Source organism: Pseudomonas sp. R1-6 (genome assembly GCF_051132115.1).
GTDB lineage: Bacteria > Pseudomonadota > Gammaproteobacteria > Pseudomonadales > Pseudomonadaceae > Aquipseudomonas.
In genome coordinates, this window is sequence record NZ_CP071662.1 from 1,597,925 (window position 1) to 1,621,565 (window position 23,641).

Annotated in this window: 17 protein-coding genes; all 17 read left to right on the forward strand. The window is 60.6% G+C overall.

Annotated elements, in window-relative coordinates:
* Positions 1-117 precede the first annotated feature (117 nt).
* Positions 118-1,680 (forward strand): sigma-54-dependent transcriptional regulator, encoded by a 1,563-nt coding sequence (locus J3P81_RS07490; RefSeq protein WP_434562962.1) that lies wholly within the window; start codon positions 118-120, stop codon positions 1,678-1,680.
* A 336-nt stretch (positions 1,681-2,016) separates the two neighbouring features.
* Positions 2,017-2,736, forward strand: a complete 720-nt coding sequence (locus J3P81_RS07495) for a flagellar basal body rod protein FlgF (RefSeq protein WP_434562964.1) — start codon at positions 2,017-2,019, stop codon at positions 2,734-2,736.
* Between the two features lie 49 nt (positions 2,737-2,785).
* Positions 2,786-3,571 carry a flagellar basal-body rod protein FlgG gene (flgG, locus tag J3P81_RS07500; protein ID WP_186610404.1) on the forward strand — a complete coding sequence of 262 codons (786 nt, stop codon included), beginning with the start codon at positions 2,786-2,788 and terminating at the stop codon, positions 3,569-3,571.
* Between the two features lie 72 nt (positions 3,572-3,643).
* On the forward strand, positions 3,644-4,339 hold the full coding sequence (gene flgH, locus J3P81_RS07505) for a flagellar basal body L-ring protein FlgH (protein ID WP_420767402.1): 696 nt from the start codon (positions 3,644-3,646) through the stop codon (positions 4,337-4,339).
* 45 nt (positions 4,340-4,384) lie between these two features.
* Positions 4,385-5,455, forward strand: coding sequence for a flagellar basal body P-ring protein FlgI (locus J3P81_RS07510; protein ID WP_170847652.1), 1,071 nt, complete (start codon positions 4,385-4,387; stop codon positions 5,453-5,455).
* A gap of 14 nt (positions 5,456-5,469) precedes the next feature.
* Positions 5,470-6,768 (forward strand): flagellar assembly peptidoglycan hydrolase FlgJ, encoded by a 1,299-nt coding sequence (gene flgJ / locus J3P81_RS07515; protein WP_434564086.1) that lies wholly within the window; start codon positions 5,470-5,472, stop codon positions 6,766-6,768.
* A 10-nt stretch (positions 6,769-6,778) separates the two neighbouring features.
* Positions 6,779-8,845, forward strand: a complete 2,067-nt coding sequence (gene flgK, locus J3P81_RS07520; protein WP_420767401.1) for a flagellar hook-associated protein FlgK — start codon at positions 6,779-6,781, stop codon at positions 8,843-8,845.
* Between the two features lie 13 nt (positions 8,846-8,858).
* Positions 8,859-10,424: a flagellar hook-associated protein 3 gene (locus tag J3P81_RS07525; RefSeq protein ID WP_434562966.1), complete on the forward strand. Its 1,566-nt coding sequence runs from the start codon at positions 8,859-8,861 to the stop codon at positions 10,422-10,424.
* A gap of 94 nt (positions 10,425-10,518) precedes the next feature.
* Positions 10,519-14,088, forward strand: a complete 3,570-nt coding sequence (locus tag J3P81_RS07530) for a glycosyltransferase (RefSeq protein ID WP_434562968.1) — start codon at positions 10,519-10,521, stop codon at positions 14,086-14,088.
* A 265-nt stretch (positions 14,089-14,353) separates the two neighbouring features.
* Positions 14,354-15,127 carry a glucose-1-phosphate cytidylyltransferase gene (gene rfbF / locus J3P81_RS07535; RefSeq protein ID WP_420767398.1) on the forward strand — a complete coding sequence of 258 codons (774 nt, stop codon included), beginning with the start codon at positions 14,354-14,356 and terminating at the stop codon, positions 15,125-15,127.
* Positions 15,109-16,191 carry a CDP-glucose 4,6-dehydratase gene (rfbG, locus tag J3P81_RS07540; protein ID WP_434562970.1) on the forward strand — a complete coding sequence of 361 codons (1,083 nt, stop codon included), beginning with the start codon at positions 15,109-15,111 and terminating at the stop codon, positions 16,189-16,191. Before rfbF ends, rfbG begins: the two co-directional genes overlap by 19 nt.
* The gene (gene rfbC, locus J3P81_RS07545; protein ID WP_434562972.1) at positions 16,188-16,748 is read left to right on the forward strand and encodes a dTDP-4-dehydrorhamnose 3,5-epimerase; all 561 of its coding nucleotides are present in this window, start codon (positions 16,188-16,190) and stop codon (positions 16,746-16,748) included. The genes rfbG and rfbC overlap by 4 nt, the downstream gene beginning before the upstream one ends.
* On the forward strand, positions 16,745-17,971 hold the full coding sequence (locus J3P81_RS07550; RefSeq protein ID WP_434562974.1) for a methyltransferase domain-containing protein: 1,227 nt from the start codon (positions 16,745-16,747) through the stop codon (positions 17,969-17,971). The genes rfbC and J3P81_RS07550 overlap by 4 nt, the downstream gene beginning before the upstream one ends.
* A complete protein-coding gene (locus J3P81_RS07555; protein ID WP_434562976.1) occupies positions 17,968-18,825 on the forward strand; it encodes an NAD-dependent epimerase/dehydratase family protein in 858 nt (285 codons plus the stop codon). The genes J3P81_RS07550 and J3P81_RS07555 overlap by 4 nt, the downstream gene beginning before the upstream one ends.
* A complete protein-coding gene (locus J3P81_RS07560) occupies positions 18,815-19,885 on the forward strand; it encodes a class I SAM-dependent methyltransferase (protein WP_434562978.1) in 1,071 nt (356 codons plus the stop codon). The genes J3P81_RS07555 and J3P81_RS07560 overlap by 11 nt, the downstream gene beginning before the upstream one ends.
* A 16-nt stretch (positions 19,886-19,901) precedes the next feature.
* Positions 19,902-20,639, forward strand: a complete 738-nt coding sequence (locus J3P81_RS07565) for a cephalosporin hydroxylase family protein (protein WP_420767392.1) — start codon at positions 19,902-19,904, stop codon at positions 20,637-20,639.
* Positions 20,640-20,690: 51 nt separating this feature from the next.
* Positions 20,691-23,624: a TIGR00180 family glycosyltransferase gene (locus J3P81_RS07570; RefSeq protein WP_434562980.1), complete on the forward strand. Its 2,934-nt coding sequence runs from the start codon at positions 20,691-20,693 to the stop codon at positions 23,622-23,624.
* Positions 23,625-23,641 lie beyond the last annotated feature (17 nt).

The following is a 23,641-nucleotide window of genomic DNA, read 5'->3' on the forward strand; positions in this document are numbered from 1 at the left end:
TCCCGCTGGGCTGCGCAGCAGCCCCAAAAAAACAGGGCCGCTTCGCGCCCCAGCGGGAGCAAGCTCCCTCGCCACAATGAATCAAACAAACCTTAAGTGAACAGCATCGGGCCTCTCATGCGTATCAAAGTCCATTGCCAGAACCGCATCGGCATCCTGCGGGACATTCTCAATCTGCTGGTGGAATACGGCATCAACGTCGCCCGGGGCGAGGTCGGTGGCGAGCATGGCAATGCGATCTACCTGCATTGCCCGAACCTGATCAACATCCAGTTCCAGGCGTTGCGTCCGAAGTTCGAAGGCATCGCCGGGGTGTTCGGCGTCAAGCGCGTAGGGCTGATGCCGAGCGAGCGTCGGCACATGGAGCTCAATGCCTTGCTTGGCGCCTTGGAGTTTCCGGTGTTGTCCATCGACATGGGCGGCTCCATCGTCGCGGCCAACCGGGCGGCGGCGCAGTTGCTCGGGGTGCGGGTCGACGAGGTGCCGGGGATTCCCTTGTCCCGCTACGCCGAGGACTTCGACCTGCCGGAACTGGTGCGCGCCAACCAATCGCGGATCAATGGCCTGCGGGTCAAGGTCAAGGGCGATGTGTTCCTGGCGGACATCGCGCCGCTGCAATCGGAGCACGACGACAGCGAGGCGATGGCCGGCGCGGTGCTGACCTTGCACCGCGCCGACCGGGTGGGCGAGCGCATCTATAACGTGCGCAAGCAGGAACTGCGCGGCTTCGATAGTATCTTCCAGAGTTCGAAGGTAATGGCGGCGGTGGTCCGCGAGGCCCGGCGCATGGCGCCGCTGGACGCGCCGCTATTGATAGAAGGCGAAACCGGAACCGGCAAGGAATTGCTGGCCCGTGCCTGTCACCTGGCAAGCCCACGGGGGCAATCGCCGTTGATGGCGCTCAACTGCGCCGGATTACCGGAGTCCATGGCCGAGACTGAACTGTTCGGCTACGGGCCCGGCGCCTTCGAAGGGGCGCGGGCCGAAGGCAAGCTCGGGCTGCTGGAGCTGACGGCGGGCGGTACGCTGTTTCTCGACGGTGTCGGAGAAATGAGTCCGCGCTTGCAAGTGAAATTGCTGCGTTTCCTACAGGACGGTTGCTTCCGCCGCGTAGGCAGTGACGAAGAGGTCTACCTGGATGTCAGGGTAATCTGCGCGACCCAGGTCGATTTATCCGAACTCTGTGCCCGGGGAGAATTCCGTCAAGATTTGTACCATCGCCTGAATGTGCTTTCTCTGCACATCCCGCCGCTGCGCGAATGCCTCGACGGGCTGGCCCCGCTGGTCGAGCATTTCCTCGACCAGGCCAGTCGCCAGATTGGCTGCCCACTGCCAAGACTGGCCCCAGCGGCGATGGTCCGGCTCAGTCATTACCACTGGCCAGGCAATGTCCGGCAACTGGAAAACGTGCTGTTCCAGGCCGTTTCCCTATGCGACGGCGGGAAGGTCAAGGCCGAACACATTCGCCTGCCGGACTACGGCGTGCGCCAACCCCTCGGTGACTTTTCCCTCGACGGAGGGCTGGACGAGATCGTCGGCCGTTTCGAGAAAGCCGTGCTCGAGCGCCTGTATTCCGAACACCCGAGCAGCCGGCAACTGGGCAAGCGGCTGGGGGTTTCCCATACGACGATTGCCAATAAGTTGCGTGAGTATGAGGTGGGCAAAGAACCCGGCATGTGATGATAGACGCTTCGTGGCGAGGGAGCTGCTCCCGCTCGGTTGCGTAGCAATCGCCAAAAGTGTGGGGCCGCTACGCCCGAGGCGTCGGACCGGCCCAGCGGGAGCAAGCTCCCTCGCCACGGGGCGTCTATTTGATCAGGTTAGGCGGACACTTGCCGTAAGCGGCACGACACCGCCGGTTTTTCGTCTTCGATACGTTTCCATAATCCATTTCAATTCCGCCAAGTCCTTTATTTACCGGCCCCACCAGCGTCAGAAATAAGTTGGTCTGCAATTTGCTTAAGGCTCTGCAACACAGCAGTGGGCGGCAAACGTCCGGCATGCAGAGGAACGACAGTGGACAAGTACCTTTATGTGGCAATGACCGGCGCCAGCCAGAACGCACTGGCGCAACGGGCCCATGCCAACAACCTGGCGAACATCTCCACCAATGGTTTTCAGAAAGACCTGGAGCAGGCACGTTCGATGCCGGTGTTCGGCGACAGCTTTCCGGCGCGGGCGTTTGCCACTGACTTTACCCCGGGAGCGCTGGTTGAAACCGGTCGCGACCTGGACGTGGCGGTCAGCGGACCGGGCTGGATGGCCGTGCAGAATCCCGACGGCGGTGAAAGCTACGTGCGTACCGGCAGCCTCAACGTTGACGCCCTGGGTGTGCTGCGGGCCGGCAACGGCATGCCGGTAATGGGCAATGGCGGTCCGATCGCCGTGCCACCAGAGCAGAAAATCGAAATCGGCCAGGACGGCACCATCAGCATTCGCGCCATGGGCGAAGGCCCGCGGGTGATGGCTGAGGTGGACCGAATCAAACTGGTCAACCCTGACCTCAAGAACATGACCAAGGGCCTCGACGGCTCGATCCGTACCAAGGACGGCCAGCCCGCGCCCATCGATGCCAACGTACAACTGGTGTCGGGCTTCCAGGAAGCGAGCAACGTCAATGCCGTGGATGAAATGACTTCGGTGCTGGCCCTGGCCAAGCAGTTCGAGCTTCACGTCAAGATGATGAACACCGCCAAAGAAGGCGATGAGGCCATGGCTCGGGTCTTGCAGATCTAATCACTAATTACAGCGCTGCGCCGAAAAACAGGCGTGAGAGGAGAATCGAATGCTTCCGGCTCTTTGGGTTGCCAAAACAGGTCTGTCCGCCCAGGACACAAACCTGTCCACCATTTCCAACAACCTGGCGAACGTCTCGACCACGGGTTTCAAACGTGATCGCGCCGAGTTCCAGGACCTGCTCTACCAGGTAAAACGCCAGCCAGGCGCCCAGTCGACCCAGGACAGCGAATTGCCGTCGGGCCTGCAAGTGGGTACTGGTGTGCGCATCGTCGGCACCCAGAAAAACTTCAACGCCGGCAGCCTGCAGACCACCGAGCAGCCGCTGGACATGGCCATCGACGGTCGCGGTTTCTTCCAGATCCTGCAGCCGGACGGCACCACGTCCTACACCCGTGACGGTACCTTCCACCTCGATTCCAATGGCCAGATCGTCAACGCCAGTGGTTTCGCCCTGGAACCGGCCATCATCATCCCAAACGATGCCCAGACCTTCACCGTGGGCCGCGACGGCACCGTGTCCATCACCGTGGCGGGCAACCCGGCCTCCCAGGTGATCGGCAACCTGCAGACCGCCGATTTCATTAACCCGGCCGGCCTGCAAGCGGTGGGTAACAACCTGTTCATGGAAACCGCTGCCAGCGGCGCGCCACAAGTCGGCACGCCTGGCCTGAACGGCTTCGGCACCACGCTGCAGAACACCCTGGAAACGTCGAACGTGAGCACCGTTGAGGAGATGGTCAACATGATCACCACCCAGCGCGCCTACGAGATGAACTCCAAAGTGATCTCCACCGCCGACCAGATGCTCTCGTTCGTCACGCAGAACCTGTAATCGCGTCGCAACATTCGTCATCACGTAGACAGGGCGGCTCCAGGGTCGCCTGCAACACCAAGAGGTAGGGTCATGAATCGCTTCGTATCTGTTCTGGCATTGAGTGGGATCACCGCATTGGCGGGCTGTGTCGCGCCAACGCCAAGGCCCAATGACCCGTATTACGCTCCGGTGTTGCCGCGCACACCGTTGCCGGCGGCGGCCAATAACGGTTCGATCTACCAGGCCGGTTTCGAGCAGAACCTGTACAGCGATCGCAAGGCTTTCCGGGTCGGTGACATCATCACCATCACCCTGAACGAGCGGACCCAGGCCAGCAAGAACGCCAACTCGCAGATCGACAAGACCAGCGAGACCAGCGTCGGCCTGACATCGCTGTTCGGCTCGGGCCTGACCACCAACAATCCGATCGGCAGCAACGATCTCAGCCTCAACGCCGGCTATGGCGCCGACCGTGCCACCAAGGGCGACAGCAAGTCGGGACAGAGCAACAGCCTGACCGGTTCGATCACCGTGACGGTGGCCGACGTCCTGCCCAACGGCATCATCGTCGTACGGGGTGAAAAGTGGCTGACGCTCAACACCGGTGACGAACTGGTACGCATCGCCGGCATGGTTCGGGCCGATGACATCGCCACCGATAACACCGTTTCGTCCACTCGCGTGGCCGATGCGCGCATCACCTATTCGGGCACTGGTGCCTTTGCCGATGCGAGTCAGCCAGGTTGGTTCGACCGCTTCTTCCTCAGCCCGAAGTTCCCTTTCTAGGTGATCAAGTTGAATCTTAAACAGCTGTTGATCGGTGCCCTGGTGATGTCGGCAGCCTTCAGCGCTCAAGCCGAGCGCCTGAAGGACATCGCCAGTATTTCCGGCGTGCGTTCCAACCAGTTGATCGGCTACGGCCTGGTCGTTGGCCTCAATGGCACCGGTGACCAGACCACACAGACACCGTTCACCCTGCAGACCTTCAACAACATGCTGTCGCAGTTCGGCATCAAGGTGCCGGCGGGCTCCGGCAACGTGCAGTTGAAAAACGTTGCGGCAGTGTCGGTCAGTGCCGATCTGCCGGCCTTCGCCAAGCCCGGCCAGCAGGTGGACATCACCGTTTCGTCCATCGGTAACTCCAAGAGCTTGCGCGGCGGCACCTTGTTGCTGACCCCGCTCAAGGGTATCGACGGCAACGTCTACGCCATCGCCCAGGGCAACCTGGTGGTGGGCGGTTTCGATGCCGAAGGGCGCGACGGTTCGAAGATCACCGTCAACGTTCCGTCGGCCGGGCGCATCCCTGGCGGCGCGTCGGTAGAACGTGCGGTGCCGAGCGGTTTCAACCAGGGCAACAGCCTGACGCTGAACCTCAATCGTTCCGACTTCACCACGGCCAAGCGCATCGTCGACAAGATCAATGACATGCTCGGCCCAGGCGTGGCCCAGGCCATCGACGGCGGTTCGATCCGCGTCACCGCGCCACTGGATCCGAGCCAGCGGGTCGACTACCTGTCGATCCTGGAAAACCTCGAAGTCGACCCGGGCCAGGCGGTGGCGAAAGTCATCATCAACTCGCGCACCGGCACTATCGTGATTGGCCAGAACGTCAAGGTTTCGCCAGCCGCCGTGACCCACGGCAGCCTGACCGTGACCATCACCGAAGACCCGATCGTCAGCCAGCCGGGCCCATTGTCCAACGGCCAGACCGCCGTGGTCCCGCGTTCACGGGTCAATGCCGAGCAGGAAGCCAAGCCGATGTTCAAGTTCGGCCCGGGCACGACCCTGGATGAAATCGTCCGGGCGGTGAACCAGGTCGGCGCGGCACCGGGCGACCTGATGGCGATTCTCGAAGCCTTGAAGCAGGCCGGCGCGTTGCAAGCCGACCTGATCGTGATTTAAGGAAAGCGGTCATGGTGAATATGCGCAAAGGCGCCTTGATCAGTGGGGATTCAGCGTCCTATTCGGACCTCAATCGCCTCAATCAGCTCAAGGTCGGCGACAAGAACAGCGAAGGCAACCTGCGCAAAGTGGCGCAGGAGTTCGAGTCGCTGTTCCTCGGCGAAATGCTCAAGTCCATGCGTTCGGCCACCGAGGCCCTGGGCAAGGACAATCCGATGAACACGCCGGAAGCCAAGCAATACCAGGAAATGTACGACCAGCAGTTGGCCGTTTCCATGTCCCGCGAGGGCGGCGGTATCGGCCTGGCTGACGTGCTGCTGCGCCAGATGTCGAAGAACAAACCGCTGGCCTCGGGCGAGGCGGCCACCTTATCGGCCGCCAAGCAGCAAGAGGCGCTGGACAAGGCCAAGGCGCCAGTACCCACGCCTGTGGCGGCCGGAACGCTGCCCGACGGGCCGTTGTCGCGCAGCAACGGCCAGCGCCCACTCTGGGCGTCGCGGGCCGTGAGCGCGCCGCAAGGTGCCGAGGGCATTCACCGTAACGACATGGAATTGATCAACCAGCGCCGCCTGGCCCTGCCACCGAAACTCGCCGACCGCTTGCTCGCGGGGTTGGTGCCTTCGGCATCGGTCAAGCCTGAAGCGATGGCGCAGAACGTCTTGCCTGATCGCGCCATTGCCGCCGTCAAGCCGGCTTCCGGTGAGCTGGCCAACGGTGACTGGCTGGCCGCGCTCAAGGCTGCCGAGCCCAAAGGCGACATGCAAGTCTATGGCCGCGCCGTGGCCCAGCCACCGTTGGCACCGGCGCGCAAGGCCTTCCGCGATGCCGATGAATTCGTCAACGCCATGCTGCCAATGGCCAAGGAAGCAGCGGACCGTATCGGCGTCGACCCTCGTTACCTGGTGGCCCAGGCTGCTCTCGAAACCGGTTGGGGCAAATCGGTGATGCGCCAGCCCGATGGCAGCAGCAGCCACAACCTGTTCGGCATCAAGGCCAGCGCGAACTGGAAGGGCGATTCGGCGCGGGCGATCACCAGCGAATTCCGCAATGGCGAGATGGTCAAGGAGACGGCCGAGTTCCGTTCCTACGCCTCGTACCGTGACAGTTTCCATGACCTGGTCAATCTGCTGCAAAGCAACAGTCGCTATCAAGCTGTGCTGAAGTCGGCCGATAACCCGGAACAGTTTGTACGCGAGTTGCAGAAGGCCGGTTACGCCACCGACCCGAACTACGCCAGCAAGATTTCGAACATAGCCCGGCAGATGACGAGTTACCAAAACTACGCTTCGGCTGGTGCCACCACGACTTTATAAGGTCTGAACCATGAGTTTGCTCAATATCGGGATGTCGGGTCTGTCCGCAAGCCAGACCGCACTGGTGACCACGGGTAACAACATCGCCAACGTCGATACCGCAGGGTATTCGCGTCAGCAGACCGTGCAGACCACCAAGGCGTCGAACCAGTACGGCAACGTGTTCATCGGCTCCGGCACGACCCTGGCGGACGTACGCCGGGTCTACAACTCCTATCTTGAAGCGCAACTGAAGACCACCACCTCGCTCAACAGCGATGCGGCGGCCTACCAGGGGCAGATCACACCGCTTGATTCCCTGCTGTCGGACAGCGGCACTGGCCTCAACGGCGCGCTGACCAAGTTCTTCGCCTCGGTGCAGAACGTCAACGCCAAGCCGGGCGACGACGCCTCTCGCCAGTTGCTGCTCAGCGATGCACAGGCCTTGAGCAACCGTTTCAATTCGGTAGCCAGCCAGTTGACGGCGCAGAGCGAGAACATCAACGGCAACCTGTCGAACATGGTCGAGCAGATCAACAGCCTGGCCACCACCGTCGCCCAGTTGAACAAGAAAATCGCCGAAGTCTCCAACGCCGGCGGCGCGCCGAACGACCTGCTCGATGCACGCAGCGAGACCATTCGCCAGCTGTCCACCTTCACCGGCACTCAGGTCGTGGAGAACGGCAGCAGCCTGGACATCTACCTGGGATCCGGCCAGCCACTGGTCATGGGCAATATCACCAATAAACTGGAAGCGGTGCCGGACAAGAACGACCCCGGTCGCATTGGCATCCAGCTCAACAGCGGCTCCAGCGTCATGGACATCACCCAGGTGATGACCGGCGGTGAAATCGGTGGCCTGATGCGCTACCGCAGCACCGTCCTCGACCCGGCCATGAACGAGCTGGGCCGTGTGGCGCTGGTCGTCGCCGACCAGATGAACAGCATCCAGGCCTCGGGTATCGACAAGAACGGCGCATTCGGTTCCAACCTGTTCAGCAGCATCAACAGTGCGGCCCAGATGAGCCAGCGCAGCGTTGCCTCGCTGGGCAACAGCGCCGGGTCCGGCAACTTCAACGTGTCGATCGAAGACACGGGCAAGCTGACCACCAACGACTACAAGATCACCTTCACCAGCGCCACCGACTACACCGTTCAGCGTCTGCCTGATAACACGCCGATGGGTGCGTTCAACACCGCGACCACGCCGGCACCGGTGGTCGATGGTTTCTCGCTGACCTTCGCCAACGGCACCGCGGCCGTCGGTGACTCGTTCAAGATCACCCCGACCCGCAACGCCGCGGGCAGCATCAAGACCGAGATGACCGACTCCAAGCGGCTGGCGATTGCCGCGCCGCTGGGCGCCGCCATCACGCCGGGCGGCAGCGGCACGCTGACCATTCCGGCCAGCGGCCAGCCGACCATGACCACCAAGCTGGACATTTACGACGAAGCCACTACCAGCATCATCCAGAACGGCATCAAGAATTCGATGCCGGTCAAAGTGGTGTTCGGGGCGACGTCGGCCGGTGGCACCAGCCAGGCTTATCAGTTGCTCGATGCCAAGGGCGGCGTGATCAGCAGTGGCACCATCAAACCCGGTCAGAGCAACACCCTGAGCCTGAGCGTTCCGCTCAAGGACGCCACCGGCGCCCCGATCATGGATTCGTCCGTACCGCCGGTGCAGCGTACCGTCACGTTCGATATGTCCATCGCCGGCGCGCCGTCCGACGGTGCCGGCATTGATATAAGCCTCAGTCAGCCTGGTAGCCTTGATAACCGTAACGGTACCGTGCTCGCTGGCTTGCAGACCGCCAAAACCGTGGATACCGGTTCGGCCAGCAAGGGCATTTCCTTGAACGATGCCTACGGCAAATTGGTGGAAGGCGTCGGTGCCAAGGCCGCCCAAGGCAAGCTGGACAGCGCCGCCACCGGCGCGATCCTGGACAACGCCAAGAATGCCCGCGACTCGCTGTCGGGCGTTGACCTGGATGAAGAGACCGGCAATCTGGTCAAGTTCCAGCAGTACTACACCGCGTCTTCGCAGATCATCAAGGCTGCGCAGGAAATCTTCAGCACATTGATCAACAGTCTTTAAGGAGCCGTAGCCCATGCGCATTTCTACTTCTCAGTTTTACGAAAGCACGGCTGCGAACTACCAGAAGAACTTCGCCAACGTGGTCAAGACCAGCGAAGAGGCCAGCAGCCTGGTGCGCGTGAACACCGCCGCCGATGATCCGGTGGGCGCTTCGCGTCTGCTGCAATTGGGTACCCAGGCTTCGATGCTGGCCCAGTACGAAACCAACGCCAACACCATCAAGGCCACCCTGGGTACCACCGAAGCGGTGATGACCAGCATCGGCAACGTGCTGCAGCGCGCCAAGGAACTGGCTGTCGGTGCCGGTAACGCCGGTTACACCGACGCTGACCGTCAGGCCAACGCTTCGGAGCTGGCGCAGATCGAAGAACAGTTGCTGAGCCTGATGAACAGTAAGGACGAAAACGGGAAGTACATCTTCTCCGGTTCCAAGGGTGACACCGTCCCGTTCACCCGCAACACCGATGGTAGCTACAGCTACAACGGCGACCAGGTGACGCTCGACCTGCCGGTCGGTGACACCATGTCGATGGCCACCAACAGCACCGGCTGGGAAGTGTTCCAGCAAGCCGTCAACACCAGCCGCAGCCAGGTCACTCGGACCGCGCCGCCGGTGGATGACGGGCGCGTGGTCTTGTCCGACGGCCAGGTTTCCTCCAGCGTTAGCTATAACAGCAAGTTCCGCAGCGGCGAGCCGTACACCGTGGAGTTCACCAGCGGCACGCAACTGAGAATCACCGACTCGCTCGGCAATGACGTGACCGCCGAAGCGAGCCAGGGCGGCGCGTTCGACCCTAACAGCAAGAGCGGGCAGGCGGTCCAGTTCCGTGGTGTGGAGCTGACCCTGAACATCAATCTGCAAACGGGCGATGTCCCTGGCACGGTGTTGCCAGGCCATACCTTCACCCTGGCTGCCAAGCCGGACACCTTTGTTCCGATGCGCAGTCCTGGCAACCCGACCGCGGTGCAAGTCACCGGCAGCGAAATCACCGATCCGGTGGCCTACCACGCTAGTTTCCCTACGGGGGCGGCCGTGTTGAAGTTCACCAGCGCCACCGATTTCGACCTTTACGCAGCGCCGCTTACCGCTAACAGCCAACCCGTGTCCAGCGGCACCCTGGCCGGTAACGTAGCCACCGCTTCGGGCGTGAGCTTCACCCTGGACGGCACGCCAGCCGCAGACGATCAGTTCAGCATCGCGGTCAACACCCACGAAACCCAGAACATCCTGGACACCGTGAATCAGCTGAAAACCGCGTTGAACACACCGACCAACAACGATCCGATAGCGTTGCAGAAACTGCAGGCTTCGCTGGCGTCCGGCATCGGCAACCTGGCAAGCGGCACCGATCAATTGTCCAGCGCCCTGAGTTCCGTGGGTGGTCGTGGTGCCGCTCTGGACACCCAGAGCGACACCAACCAGAGTTTGATGCTGGCCAATAAACAGACCCAATCGTCGATCCGTGACTCCGATTCGGCCGAGGTATTAACCCGCCTGACATTGCAACAGACCATGCTGCAAGCCTCGCAACTGGCGTTCAGCAAGATCGCCCAGTTGGGTCTGTTCAACAAGATCTGAGCCGGTATCGACCGAGCCGCCAACCGTCTTTTTTTAAGCGGTTCCGGGGCTCCGGCCTGAAAAGGCCGGGGCCCGCCGCTCGAGAGTTTAAACCGTGAAGTCACTTCCCCTCGTCAGCATCGTCATCCCCGCATACAACCCTCGGTTCTTTGACCAGGCACTGCTCAGTGCGTTGGCCCAGACCTACGAAAACGTTGAAATCATCGTTTGCGACGATTCGCCTGACGATGAGATTCGCAACATAGTCGCGTCATTCAAACAGCCGGCCCATCCGGTCCGCTATCTGAAAAATCCTCAACGGCTAGGACTGCCGGGCAACCTATTGCGTTGTGTCGATGAGGCGCAGGGCGAGTTCATCAAGGTCTTGTGCGATGACGATCGTCTATTCGCACCGAGCATTGCGATGCAGGCCCAGGCGTTGATGGATCATGCTGACGTGAGCGTGGTGTTCGCGCTGCGGCTGTTGTGCGACGCAGGCAACTTCATCTTGCCGCCCCGGGTGGATAACTGCCGCTTCTCGCCTAATGACGCCTTGCTCAAAGGCGACGACATGCTGGCAATTTTCGAGAGCACGCCAACCAACTTTATCGGCAATTTCAGTTCCACCCTGATGCGCCGGGCCGATGTGCTGGAATTGCTGCCCGCGCTGATTCAGGACGGTGCCGGTTTTGTTGCGGTGCTCGATTTTGCTTTGTTTGTCTGCCTGATGCGACGCGGCAATCTGATTGCCTTGAATACCGTGTTGAGTATCGAGCGCCTCTACCCGGAGCGTTTGAGCAAGACCCCGGAAATGCTCAAGGCAGCAAAGACAGAGTGGGAATGGCTGGCGCAGATGCTTGTCGCGCGCAGCGGTGAAGCGGCGCCGGCTTCTGGTTGGGTGCGCTGCATTGATCTGGACAAGATCACCGATGAACCTCACGCCTGGCAGGAGCTCTGCGTAACCCGCGTATTGGGCAACCGCAATACCGTCGTGAATGGTCGAGTCGGGGCGCAAAGCGATAGTTATGCCGACTTCTATCGGGAATGGCTGGCCGTCCGCCGGTTCAGTGAGGTAGAACGACGCGTCATGCCCGCGCGCATCGATAGTTGGCCGTTTCGGCCGAACATCGTGCCTTTGGTCATCGACGCGCTCGGCGATGCGCAGTCGCTTGAGGCGACGCTACGCAGCATCAAGGGCCAGCTGTATTCAGCCCAGGCCGTAGTGGTGCTTTCCGATGCTCCTTGCGAATCGGATGAACGGGTTCTGCAGTTGCCTTACCAGGCGGATTGGCCGAGTCAGCTTAATGCCATCGTTCCACAGCTGGAAGGCGCCCATTGGTTCTACGTGCTGCGCGCGGGCGACGTGCTGCGCGATTCAGCGTTGTTGATCCTGGCCGAGCGCGTTGCCGGGAGGCCGGGCATCCTTTGCGTCTACAGCGATGAAGGCGCTTTGGTGGACGGCGAGTCCTTCGAGCCAGTGTTCAAGCCGGATTTCAACCTGGACCTGATGCGCGCCTATCCCTATGTCGGTCGGACCTTGGCTTTCGAGCGTGAACGATTCATGGCCCTCGGTGGTTTTGAACCGGATCACGGTGAACTGGCGCCCCACGATCTGCTCTGGCGCCTGGTGGAAGAGGCTGGCCCTCAGACCATCGAACACATCGCGGAAATCCAGGTTGAGTCGGTCCTGAGCTTCGCCCAATGGTTGTCGCTGCCCGAGGTGATCGAGGGCAACGCCCGGTTGGTTGGCGCGCATCTGGAGCGTATCGGCATCGATCATGAGATTTCCCCGGACACCTTGCCGTTGATCAACCGCATCAGCTACCGACACGGCGAGCGCCCGCTGGTATCGATCATCATGCGTACCGGTGACTCGCTCGCCGCCTTGCAGCGTTGCGCCGAGAGCCTGATCGAACGTACGGCCTACACCCATTATGAAATTCTGATTGTTGACAGCGGCGTCCGGGACCCGGCAATGCTCGACTGGCTGGATAACATGTCGCAGTTGGGTGCGAGCATGTTGCGCGTATTGCGATACGCCGGTGATGACAGCGATGCAGCGGTGCGCAATTTTGCTGCAGGTCAGGCCCGGGGCGACTATTTGCTGTTGCTCAGTCCGCAAACGGTCATTTGTGAAAATGACTGGTTGGACGAGATGGTCAATCATGCCCAGCGTCCTGAGGTAGCGGTGGTCGGTGCGAGAATACTCAGTCCTCAAGGCACGGTTGTCGGCGGCGGGCAAGTTCTTGGGTTGGCTGGGCCGGTGGGCACGCCGTTCTACGGTGAATCCGCGGCTTCGCGCGGCTACATGCAGCGTTTGCATACGACGCAGAACTGGAGTTCGGTAAGCAGCGATTGCTTGATGGTGCGCAAGCAGGTATTCGATGAACTCGGCTGCCTGGATGCGTCCTTAACCTTCGGCCTCAGCGATGTCGATCTGTGCCTGCGCGCAGGAAAAATTGGCTACCTGGTTGTCTGGACGCCCTACGCCACGGTCATGAAAGTCGACCTGCCGTCGACCGCTGTCCAGCCTGAAGAAACCACGTTGGTGGAGCGCGAGCGCGAAATCTTCTATCGCAAATGGCTGCCGCAGATCGCCCAGGATCCAGGCTACAACCCTGCGCTGAGCCTCGGGGCGTCCAGCTTCAGCCTGGAACCTTCGCTGCGCAACAATTGGAACCCGTTCTGCCGCCGCGCCCTGCCATTGATACTTGGCTTGCCGGTCAACGCCACCGCGGTTGGGCATTATCGCGTCACGGCCCCGTTGGCCGCTTTGGAGGCCGCCGGGCGGGTAATCGCTCGGGTCGCCTACGAGTCGCCTCCTACCGTCGAGATTGAGCGCCTGTCGCCGGATACGATCGTATTGCAGGGGCGCTACAGCGAAGGGGCCGCCGGCGATATTCTCAGAATGAAAAAATACTCCGGTGCCTTGCGGATTTTCGAACTCGACGATTACGTCATCCAGGCACCCAAGAAAAACACGCATGCGCGCAACAAGCCGGCCAATATCGAACAGATGCTGCGCGAAGGAATCGGGCTGTGTGATCGTGTGGTGGTGACGACACCTTCGCTCGCTGATGCCTTGTCCAGCATGCACAATGAAATTCGTATCGTGCCTAACATGTTGCCACCTGAGCCGTGGGCGAAGCTGACCAGCCGGCGCGGAACGTCCTCCAAGCCTCGGGTGGGTTGGGGGGGAGGAACCAGCCACAGCGGTGATCTGGAAATCATTGCGGACGTGGTTCGCGAGTTGGCAAACGAAGTGGAATGGGTGTTCTTCGGTATGTGCCCGGATGCACTGCGTCCGTATATTCATGAGTTCCACAGCTCGGTCGGCTTGAACACCTACCCATTCAAGCTGGCCAGCCTGAATCTCGACTTGGCGCTGGCTCCCCTGGAGTTCCACATTTTCAACGACTGCAAGAGCAACCTGCGCTTGCTGGAATACGGTGCCTGTGGCTACCCGGTCATCTGCACCGACACCAAGGCCTACGACGGTTTTCTGCCCTGCACCAAAGTGCGCAGCAACAGCACCGAGGAGTGGGTTGAAGCGATCCGCATGCACCTGGCCGATCCGGACGCGAGTTACCGCATGGGTGACGAACTGCGCGAAGCGGTGCTGCGGGACTACATGCTCAGCGGCAAGAACCTGCAGCATTGGTTGTGGGGGTGGTTGCCGGATTGAACGTTGCCCTGTGCAGCGTTGACACTCGTGGAGAGGGAGCTGGCTCCCTCGCCATAAAGGCCGCATACGGTCGTCTTTTCGCCTTCCTTCCCCTGAAACCGCCCCAACAGAGCTGGCGCGTTTCCTGCAAGCCCCTCTCATATCGCCATAAAACGAGCGCTCGCGGCCTTTCGCAGCGCCCAAATCGGCATTGAAGGTGTAATCCCCGCGTCCGCAAAGCGAAACAACGCTTGGCCGAGCCCGGTGATGAACAAGAGGGGAGACGATGAAGGCAGTTATCTTGGCAGGTGGTCTCGGCACGCGGATCAGCGAGGAGTCGCACCTCAAGCCCAAGCCGATGATCGAGATCGGTGGCAAGCCAATTCTTTGGCACATCATGAAGCAGTATTCCGCCCATGGAATCCACGACTTCGTCATTTGCCTGGGCTACAAGGGCTATGCCATCAAGGATTTCTTCGCCAACTACTTCCTGCACACCTCTGACGTTACCTTCGACATGTGCAACAACCGCATGGACGTTCACCAAAACTACAGTGAACCGTGGCGTGTGACCTTGATCGACACTGGCGATGACACCATGACCGGTGGGCGACTGCGTCGGGCGGCGCGTTACCTGGAGAATGAAGAGGCGTTCTGCTTCACCTACGGCGACGGTGTGTCGGATCTCAATATTGGCGCGCTGGTGGATTTTCATTTGTCCCACGGCAAGCTTGCCACGGTGACAGCCGTCCAGCCGCCAGGACGTTACGGTGCGCTGGAGCGCAACGGCGATTCTGTCCTCGGGTTTACCGAAAAACCGCGAGGCGATGGCGGTTGGATCAATGGCGGATTCTTCGTGCTTTCGCCCAAGGTGTTGCCTTATATCGCTGACGATCAGACCTCATGGGAGGCCGAACCGCTGGCGACGCTGGCAGCGCAGGAGCAACTCAACGCTTTCCAGCACGACGGTTTCTGGCATCCGATGGACACCTTGCGGGACAAGAACCACCTCGAAGCCCTGTGGCAAAGCGGCGAGGCCCCATGGAAGCAATGGTCTTGAACCCTGAGTTCTGGCGTGGCAAGCGCGTACTGGTCACAGGCCATACCGGCTTCAAGGGCAGTTGGCTGACGCTGTGGCTGCAAAGCCTCGGGGCCAAGGTCAGTGGTTTTTCCCTCGACCCCGCCACCCAGCCGAACCTGTTCGAGTTGGCCCGCGTGAGCGAGGGCATCGATGACCGGCGCGGTGACTTGCGCGACCTCGGCGCCTTGCTGGAACTGCTGGCCGACGTGCAGCCGGAGATCGTCCTGCACCTCGCCGCTCAGCCGCTGGTGCGCGAAGGTTACCGGGACCCATTGGGCACGTATTCCAGCAACGTCATGGGCACTCTCAACCTGCTGGAAGCGGTTCGCCAGGTGGGTGGCGTCAAGGCATGTGTACTGGTTACCACCGACAAGGTCTACGCCAATCAGGAATGGTTATGGCCCTACCGCGAAAACGAGCCTTTGGGCGGTCACGATCCTTATAGCAGCAGCAAGGCCTGCTGCGAATTGCTGGCGCAGTCTTATGCCGCCTCATTCTTTTCGGCTGAGCGCTATGCCGAGCATGGCCTTGCTCTGGCCACGGCACGGGCCGGCAATGTGCTGGGCGGCGGTGATTTCGCTCCCGAGCGCCTGATTCCCGACGTGCTTAAAGCCTGGTCGGCAGACGAGCCGGTGACGCTGCGTTATCCACAGGCCGTTCGTCCGTGGCAGCACGCCCTGGAACCGTTGGCCGGATACCTATTATTGGCTGAGTGCCTTTATCAGCAGGGACCAGAGTTCGCCGGTGCCTGGAACTTCGGCCCGGGTGAAACCGACATGTGCAGCGTCGGCGAGGTCGTCCGACTGTTGGCCGAGCGCTGGCCGCAAGCGCCCGGCCTGCGCATCGAGCCGAGCGACTTACATGAGGCCGGCCTGTTGCGCCTGGACAGCAGTCGCGCCCGGCAGCTGCTTGGCTGGCAGCCGCGCTGGTCGTTGCAACAATGCCTGGCCCAGACCCTGGATTGGCACTTGGCATGGCAGGACGGCGATGATATGCGTCAAGTCAGCCTCGGCCAACTGAACCTGTATCGAGGGGCGTTGTGAGCGAGTTTTCCTTGATGGCGTTGCCGCTGGCCGGTCTGTTCAGCGTTCAGCACAAACGCTTCGAAGATCAGCGCGGGCATTTCGCCCGGCTGTTCTGCGAAGGTAGCCTGAGCGCATTTGGCCAGCCATTTCATATCCGCCAGATCAACCATTCCTGCACTCGTGAGCGCGGTAGCGTGCGTGGGTTGCATTATCAGAACGCGGCGCAGCCGGAAGCCAAGTTGATCACCTGCCTGCGTGGCGAAGTCTGGGATGTAGCCGTGGATCTGCGTCCCGATTCCGAGACGTTTTTGCATTGGCATGCCGAGCACTTGAAGGCTGGCGATGGCCGCAGCCTGTTGATCCCGGCCGGGTTTGCCCATGGGTTCCAGACCCTGACCGAAGACGCCGAGCTGCTTTACTTGCACAGTGCCGACTACGCTCCCGAGCACGAGGGCGGCCTGTCGGTGAATGATCCGCGGCTGGCGATTGCCTGGCCGCTGCCTGTCAATAATCTGTCGAGCCGGGACAGCAACCATCCCTTGCTCGACGAGCGTTTCGCTGGAGTGCGTCTATGAACTGCCGAGGTTGCGGAACTGCCCTGGCTTTGCCTTTGATCGATCTTGGTACTTCGCCGCCATCCAACGCTTATGTGCGGGCCGACCAACTGGATCAGGCCGAGCAGTGGATGCCGCTCAAGGTCGCGGTGTGCCAGCAATGCTGGTTGGTGCAGACCGAGGACTACACCCGCGCGGACACATTGTTCGACGCTGAGTACGCCTATTTCAGTTCGTTCTCCAGCACCTGGCTGGCCCACGCCGAGCGCTACGTTGCCGAGATGGTGGAGCGCTTCGAATTGAGTGCAGACAGTCGCGTGGTGGAAATTGCCGCCAACGATGGCTACCTGTTGCAGTACGTGGCCAAGTGCGGTATTCCCTGCCTGGGCGTCGAGCCGACGCGCAGCACCGCCGAGGCGGCTCGTGCCAAAGGCCTGGTGATCCGCGAGTTGTTCTTTGGTCGCGAAACGGCCACGCAACTGATCGGCGAAGGCTGGGCAGCGGATTTGATGGCGGCCAACAACGTGTTGGCCCACGTGCCGGACATCAACGATTTCCTCGCCGGCTTCGCCACACTGCTCAAGCCAACCGGCGTCGCCACGTTCGAGTTTCCGCAACTGCTGACATTGATGGCCGGGCAGCAATTCGACACGCTGTACCACGAGCATTTTTCCTACTTGTCGCTGACCTCCGTGCAAACCCTGTGCGAGCGCAACGGGCTGGAAGTATTCGATGTTGGCCGGTTGTCGACCCATGGCGGTTCGTTGCGAGTCTTCGTCCAGCGTGCCGACGGAGTGCGGCGTTCGATCCAGTCCTCGGTGCAGCAACAATTGCAGGCCGAACAGGAGGCTGGCGTGAAGACCGCCGCGTACTACGCCACCCTGGCGCCGGCTGCCGAAGCGATCAAGCATGGCTTGCTGCGTTTCCTTTTGCAGGCCAAGGCCGACGGCAAGCGTGTGGTGGGCTACGGCGCAGCGGCCAAGGGCAATACATTGCTGAATTATGCGGGGGTCAGGCCCGACCTGCTGGCATGGGTAGCCGATGCCAATCCACACAAACAAGGTAAATACTTGCCGGGCAGTCGCATTCCCATAGTGGCGCCTGAGCGTATTGCCGCCGAGAAGCCTGATTACATTCTCGTCCTGCCTTGGAACCTGCTGAGCGAAGTCAGCCAGCAGTTGGAAGAGGCGCGTGGGTGGGGTGGCCGATTTGTAGTCGCCGTACCTGAGTTGACGCTCCTATGAAGGTGCTGGTGACGGGGGCAACCGGATTTGTCGGTCGACATCTCGTCGAAGCTCTGCTCGCGCGTGGTTGCCAGGTTCGGGCCGTTGCACGTCGGGTCGAGCCGGCCGAGGCGCTGCCCTGGTTCGACCGTGTTGAATTCGTCGCGGCCGATGTCCATTCCAAAGAGCTGGACGTCGCTGCATTGGTCAAGGGTGTCGATGCCTTGGCGCACCTGGCGTGGCCGGGATTGCCGAATTACCAGGCCCTCCTTCATTTCGAACATAACCTGATGGCCGATTATCAGTTCATCAAACAGGTAGTCGTGGCGGGGGTGGGACAGGTGCTGGTCACGGGGACCTGTTTTGAATATGGCCTGCAGAGCGGGCCGCTTGACGAGCAGACTGCGCCACAACCGTCCAACCCTTACGGCTTGGCAAAAAATACCTTGCGCCTGTTTCTTGAACACCTGCAACGCGAGCATTCGTTTACGTTGCAGTGGGTACGCTTGTTCTATTTGCACGGCATCGGTCAGAACCCCAACAGCCTGCTCGCGGCGCTGGACCGGGCCATCGATGCCCAAGCGCCGGTATTCGATATGTCGGGTGGCGAGCAGTTGCGCGATTACCTGGCCATCGAAACAGCGAGTGCTTATATGGCGGGTCTGCTGTCGCTGCGCGAATTCAATGGTGTCGTCAATTGCTCAAGTGGCGAACCGGTGTCGGTTCGCGCACTGGTAGAAGCACGCCTGCGCGAGCGTGGCGCGGCCATTCGCCTGAACTTGGGCCATTATCCCTATCCGACCCACGAACCCATGGCGTTCTGGGGCGTGGCCGAACGTTTGCAAACCTTGTTGGGAGCCGAACATGACGCGTGAGCTGTACCGGGCCGCCGGCCTTCCGGTTCTGCAGAACCGTACCTTCGCCGATGAGCAGTCGGCCAGAGCCTCGGCGAGTGCCGACATGGTGTTGGTTCAGGACGACGTGAGCGGGTTGGTTTTCAACCAAGCGTTCGATGCGGACAAGCTCAGCTATGACAGCGACTACCAGAATGAACAGGCCCACTCCGGTCAGTTCCAGAAGCATCTCGCTGACGTGGAAGGCATCATCGCCAGGCATTTCAGCGGTCAGGACTTGATCGAGGTCGGTTGCGGCAAAGGCTATTTCCTGGAACTGCTCAAAGAACGTGGTTATGCGATCACGGGTATCGACCCTGCCTATGAGGGGGACAACGCCGACGTGATCAAGGCGTCGTTCACTCGCGATCTGGGCCTGTCGGCCGACGCGGTCGTGCTACGTCACGTGCTGGAGCATATTCAGGATCCGGTGGCTTTCCTTGCAGAAATCTCAGCGGCCAACCAGGGCGGACAGATTTACATTGAAGTGCCGTGCCTGGACTGGATCCTGGAGCATCGTGCCTGGTTCGACCTGTTCTATGAGCACGTCAACTATTTCCGCCTCGATGACCTGCGCCGGATGTTTGGCACGGTGCATGAGGCCGGGCACCTGTTCGGCGGTCAGTACCTGTACATCGTTGCCGATCTGGCCACGTTGCGCCTGGAGCCGGAGCAACCCGTTCCAGCCTTGCAAATGCCAGACGAATTCACCGCCAGCCTCAGTCGCGCCGTGCAGATCGTTCAGGCCGCGCCGCAACAAGGCTCGGCGATCTGGGGGGCATCCTCCAAAGGGGTGATCTACTTGCTATTCCTGCAACGAGCCGGTGTAGCAGTGGACTGCGTGGTGGATATCAACCCGGCCAAGCAGGGGCGATATCTGCCGCTGTCGGGCGCCCGGGTGTCTTCGCCGCAAGAAGCCATGAATGCATTGCCCGAAGGCGCCAACCTGTTCGTAATGAATTCCAATTACCTCGAAGAGATCAAGCGGATGACCGGTGGGCGCTACGTCTACCACGCCGTTGACAGCGCTTCGTTCCAATAACCGCGAGATTCGAAAAATGACTGACAACACTATCCATACAGCTTTCGAAGCCCAATGCCAGACCGAAATCGCCGGGCAAGGCCAAGATCAGAAACTCGTCGGCTTGGCCAAGGAGTTTTTCAACGAGTCGGCCCGCCACAAGTACAGCTACCATTTTTCATGGATGGGCCGGCCAATCATCCAACTGCCGCAGGACATGATGGCCATGCAGGAACTGATCTGGCAGATCAAGCCTGACCTGATCATCGAATGCGGTATCGCCCACGGCGGTTCGATCATCTATTACGCTTCGTTGCTGGAGTTGCAAGGCCACGGCGAAGTATTGGGCATCGACCTGGATATCCGCCCGCACAACCGTGAAGCCATCGAGAGCCATCCGATGAGCAAGCGCATCTCGATGATCGAGGGTTCGAGCATCGATCCGGCCATTGCCGAGCAGGTCCATGCAGCGGCCAAAGGCAAGAAAGTTATTCTGGTACTCGACTCCAACCACACCCATGACCATGTCCTCGAAGAGCTGCGCCTGTACGCGCCGCTGGTTTCGGTGGGCAGCTACTGCGTGGTGATGGACACGGTGGTGGAAGACATGCCGGCGGACTTCTTCCCGGATCGCCCATGGGGCCCGGGCGACAACCCGAAAACCGCTGTGTGGAAATACCTCGAAGAAAACGACAGCTTCGAAATCGACCAGCAACTGCAGAACAAGCTGCTGATCACCGTTGCGCCGGATGGTTATCTGCGTCGGGTTCGTTAATCCATCCGTTTCAAGTCATTGGCGTCTGGCAGGTTGTGGGGACTAGGAAATATGCAGGTTCGAAATATGCTTCAAAACAACGTGGCACCGCTGAGCGAGCGGTTCACCGTGGTAGTCATCTCCCACAACCGCAGCGCATTTCTGCGCCGCACATTGCATTACTACAGCAGCTATCCGTGTTCGGTACTGGTATTGGACTCGTCGGTGGAGCGCGATGATCGGATCGCCGAGGATTTTCCGTCGGTCGATTACCGCCACTTGCCCCAGTTCACCTACAAAGGGCTTCAGGAAAAATTGACCTACGGTGTCAACCAGGTCAAAACGCCTTATATGGTGTTCGCCGCCGACGACGATTTCCTGCTGCATGATGCCTTGACCGAATCGGTTGAGTTTCTCGAAGCCAACCCCGACTACGGCCTTTGCCACGGCTACGGCATCATGTATTTGTCCTGCGCAACAGAAGTCTGCTACTTCCGCCGTGACCGCAAGGTGCATGAGGACTACGACAGCGAACTGGCCGAGGACCGTGTGATCCGTTTCATGGATCAATTCCTGCCGCCGTTCTACGCCGTGACCCGCACTGACTTGCTGCAACAGTGGTACGGCATGTTGCCGCCTGGCACCAGTTTCGAGTGGCAGGAGATCGGCCATACCTTTTACTTGCTGGCTTGTGCCAAGGCGCGGATCCTGCCGATTCCGTTCGCCGTGCGCGAACTCAACTACGGCGGTTCCGAACACAACACCAACGTCCTGACGGTGTTGAGTTACAAAGACGCCAAAAGCGTCGCCGAGCGTGAGCAGTTCGCCGAGTTCCTGGCATCGGTGCCGACCCAGCTCAGCGAGCAGGCTCCGGAACGCATCAAGCAGATTGCCCTGGACAGTTTTGCGGCCATGGCCGACTGCCTGCAGCAAGGGCGTTCGCTCAAGGGCACGCAGATTATCCGTTCGGCCTGGTTGGAGGCCGGTGGTGAGCCGGTTCGTTCGTTTGGCCCACAGCAATTTGTTGAAATGCCTTTCTACAATCAACGGGTCTTCGATCTTCTGACTCACTTTGAATTCCTGCTGCATGCCATGCCAGCCGGCCGCCTTCAGCTTCAACAATTGGAAGGCATTCTGCTGCGTCAGCATGAGCTGATGCGTGTGCAACCAAACGATAACGAGCGCACCCTACGCAGCCGTCTGTGGGAAGCCCAAGGCCTGTACGCGTTCAACCGCACCGTGATCAAGCGCCTAGCCGAGTCGTTGAAAAGCAGCGATGAGCCTGATGAGGCAGTGAAACTTCAGGCCTGGGCCGAGCGCCTGGACTCGGTGCCGGGTCAGCAAGAGCGCCGGTTACTGGAAAACATGCACTCCGGCCGTTTGTTGAATTGGCTTGAGGCGCGTAATCCAGATGCGCAGCAGCTCAAGTCCATCGCGGCGCACCTGGCCGAGCATCAAGGCGGCCCGCGGTTCGGCATCTTGTTGCTGGACCTGGACGCTGACATGTTCAAGCTGCAGGCGACCTTCGACAGCCTGGTCAACGGTCATAGCAAGGCGTTCAACGTGGTGGTTTTCACCACCGGCGACCTGCCGGCGACCACCACCGTGCGCGACACCGTGCACTTCGTCAAAGTCAGCACTGGCAATTATGTCGAGCGCATCAACCAGATCATCGGGCAGTCCTCCGCCGACTGGATGGTACTGGCCGAGGCTGGCGACCAGTTCACCGAAAGCGGTCTGCTGCGCGCCAGTCTTGAACTGATCGGCGCCGATGGCGTGCGTGCCGTGGCCATGGACGAAATCCAGCGTAAGGCCGACGGCAGCCTGGTCGATGTGTTCCGTCCTGGCGTCAATCTTGACTTCCTGCAATCGGTGCCTTCGCTGATGGCGCGGCATTGGCTGATTCGTCGTGACGTGCTGGTACAGACACGCGGTTTTACGCCTGAATACACCCAGGCGTTGGAGTTGGACGTGTTGTTGCGTCTGATCGAAGAGGCGGGGCTTGCCGGCCTGGCGCATCTGTCCGAGCCGTTGCTGATCTGCAATGCCCCGGCGCAAGAGGAAAATGCCCAGGAGCGTCAAGTACTGACGCGCCACTTGGCGGCCCGGGGTTATCGCGCCCAGGTCACCTCGGCGCAACCGCTGACCTATCAAATCGACTACCAGCATGCCGAGCGGCCGTTGGTATCGATCATTCTCGAAAGCCGGGACAACTTCGAACAGATTCAACAGGCGCTGGTCAGCGTGCTGCAGCGCACCCGTTATCATCGCCATGAAATCCTGATCGCAGATAATCATAGCCAGTCCGAAGCAATGGCCCAGTGGCTCGACAGCCTGGAAGGCAAAGGCGATCGGATCCGTATCCTGCGCAGCGATCGGCGCTTGAGTGCGTCGGCTCTGTACAATTGGGCGGGCGCCCAGGCCAAGGGTGAATACCTGGTGCTGTTGTCGGCCGAGGTGCAAGTGATCAACGCCAACTGGCTCGACAGCTTGCTCAACCAGGCCCAGCGACCGGAAGTGGGGATCGTCGGCAGCAAACAGATGGATGTTCGCGGCATCACCACTCAGGCTGGCCTGGTGCTCAAGCCCGATGGCCAGGTGGCCTCGGTGTTCGTTGGCGAACGCAAGGACGCCAAGGGTTATCTCAATGGCCATCAGGCGGAACAGAACTACTCTGCGGTGTCCGGCGTTTGCCTGATGATTCGTAAGGATTTGTTCGAAGCCGTAGGCGGCCTGGACGAAGAACATTTCGCCGAGGCCTTTGCCGACGTCGACCTTTGTCTGAAAGTAGCTGACGCAGGCTATCTCACGGTCTGGACACCCCAGGCGCAGATGCTGCACGCCGGTACGGTTTCCGCGGCACCCGAGGCGGTGATTGCCTTGCGCGACAAGTGGCAGGCACGCTTCCAACATGACGCGGCCCGTAATCCGAACCTGGCCTTGACCGACACCGGTTTTGCGTTGGGCACCGCCACGGCTGTCGACTGGGCCCGGTTGCTCGCATAAGCCTGCCAGGCAAAAGG

Bases quoted from the DNA above. Each gene is read 5' to 3' on its own strand.
- J3P81_RS07490 (WP_434562962.1), top strand. From the start codon at position 118: ATGCGTATCAAAGTCCATTGCCAGAACCGCATCGGCATCCTGCGGGAC.
- flgG (WP_186610404.1), top strand. From the start codon at position 2,786: ATGCTTCCGGCTCTTTGGGTTGCCAAAACAGGTCTGTCCGCCCAGGAC.
- flgH (WP_420767402.1), top strand. From the start codon at position 3,644: ATGAATCGCTTCGTATCTGTTCTGGCATTGAGTGGGATCACCGCATTG.
- J3P81_RS07510 (WP_170847652.1), top strand. From the start codon at position 4,385: ATGTCGGCAGCCTTCAGCGCTCAAGCCGAGCGCCTGAAGGACATCGCC.
- flgK (WP_420767401.1), top strand. From the start codon at position 6,779: ATGAGTTTGCTCAATATCGGGATGTCGGGTCTGTCCGCAAGCCAGACC.
- J3P81_RS07525 (WP_434562966.1), top strand. From the start codon at position 8,859: ATGCGCATTTCTACTTCTCAGTTTTACGAAAGCACGGCTGCGAACTAC.
- rfbF (WP_420767398.1), top strand. From the start codon at position 14,354: ATGAAGGCAGTTATCTTGGCAGGTGGTCTCGGCACGCGGATCAGCGAG.
- rfbG (WP_434562970.1), top strand. From the start codon at position 15,109: ATGGAAGCAATGGTCTTGAACCCTGAGTTCTGGCGTGGCAAGCGCGTA.
- J3P81_RS07550 (WP_434562974.1), top strand. From the start codon at position 16,745: ATGAACTGCCGAGGTTGCGGAACTGCCCTGGCTTTGCCTTTGATCGAT.
- J3P81_RS07555 (WP_434562976.1), top strand. From the start codon at position 17,968: ATGAAGGTGCTGGTGACGGGGGCAACCGGATTTGTCGGTCGACATCTC.
- J3P81_RS07560 (WP_434562978.1), top strand. From the start codon at position 18,815: ATGACGCGTGAGCTGTACCGGGCCGCCGGCCTTCCGGTTCTGCAGAAC.
- J3P81_RS07565 (WP_420767392.1), top strand. From the start codon at position 19,902: ATGACTGACAACACTATCCATACAGCTTTCGAAGCCCAATGCCAGACC.
- J3P81_RS07570 (WP_434562980.1), top strand. From the start codon at position 20,691: ATGCAGGTTCGAAATATGCTTCAAAACAACGTGGCACCGCTGAGCGAG.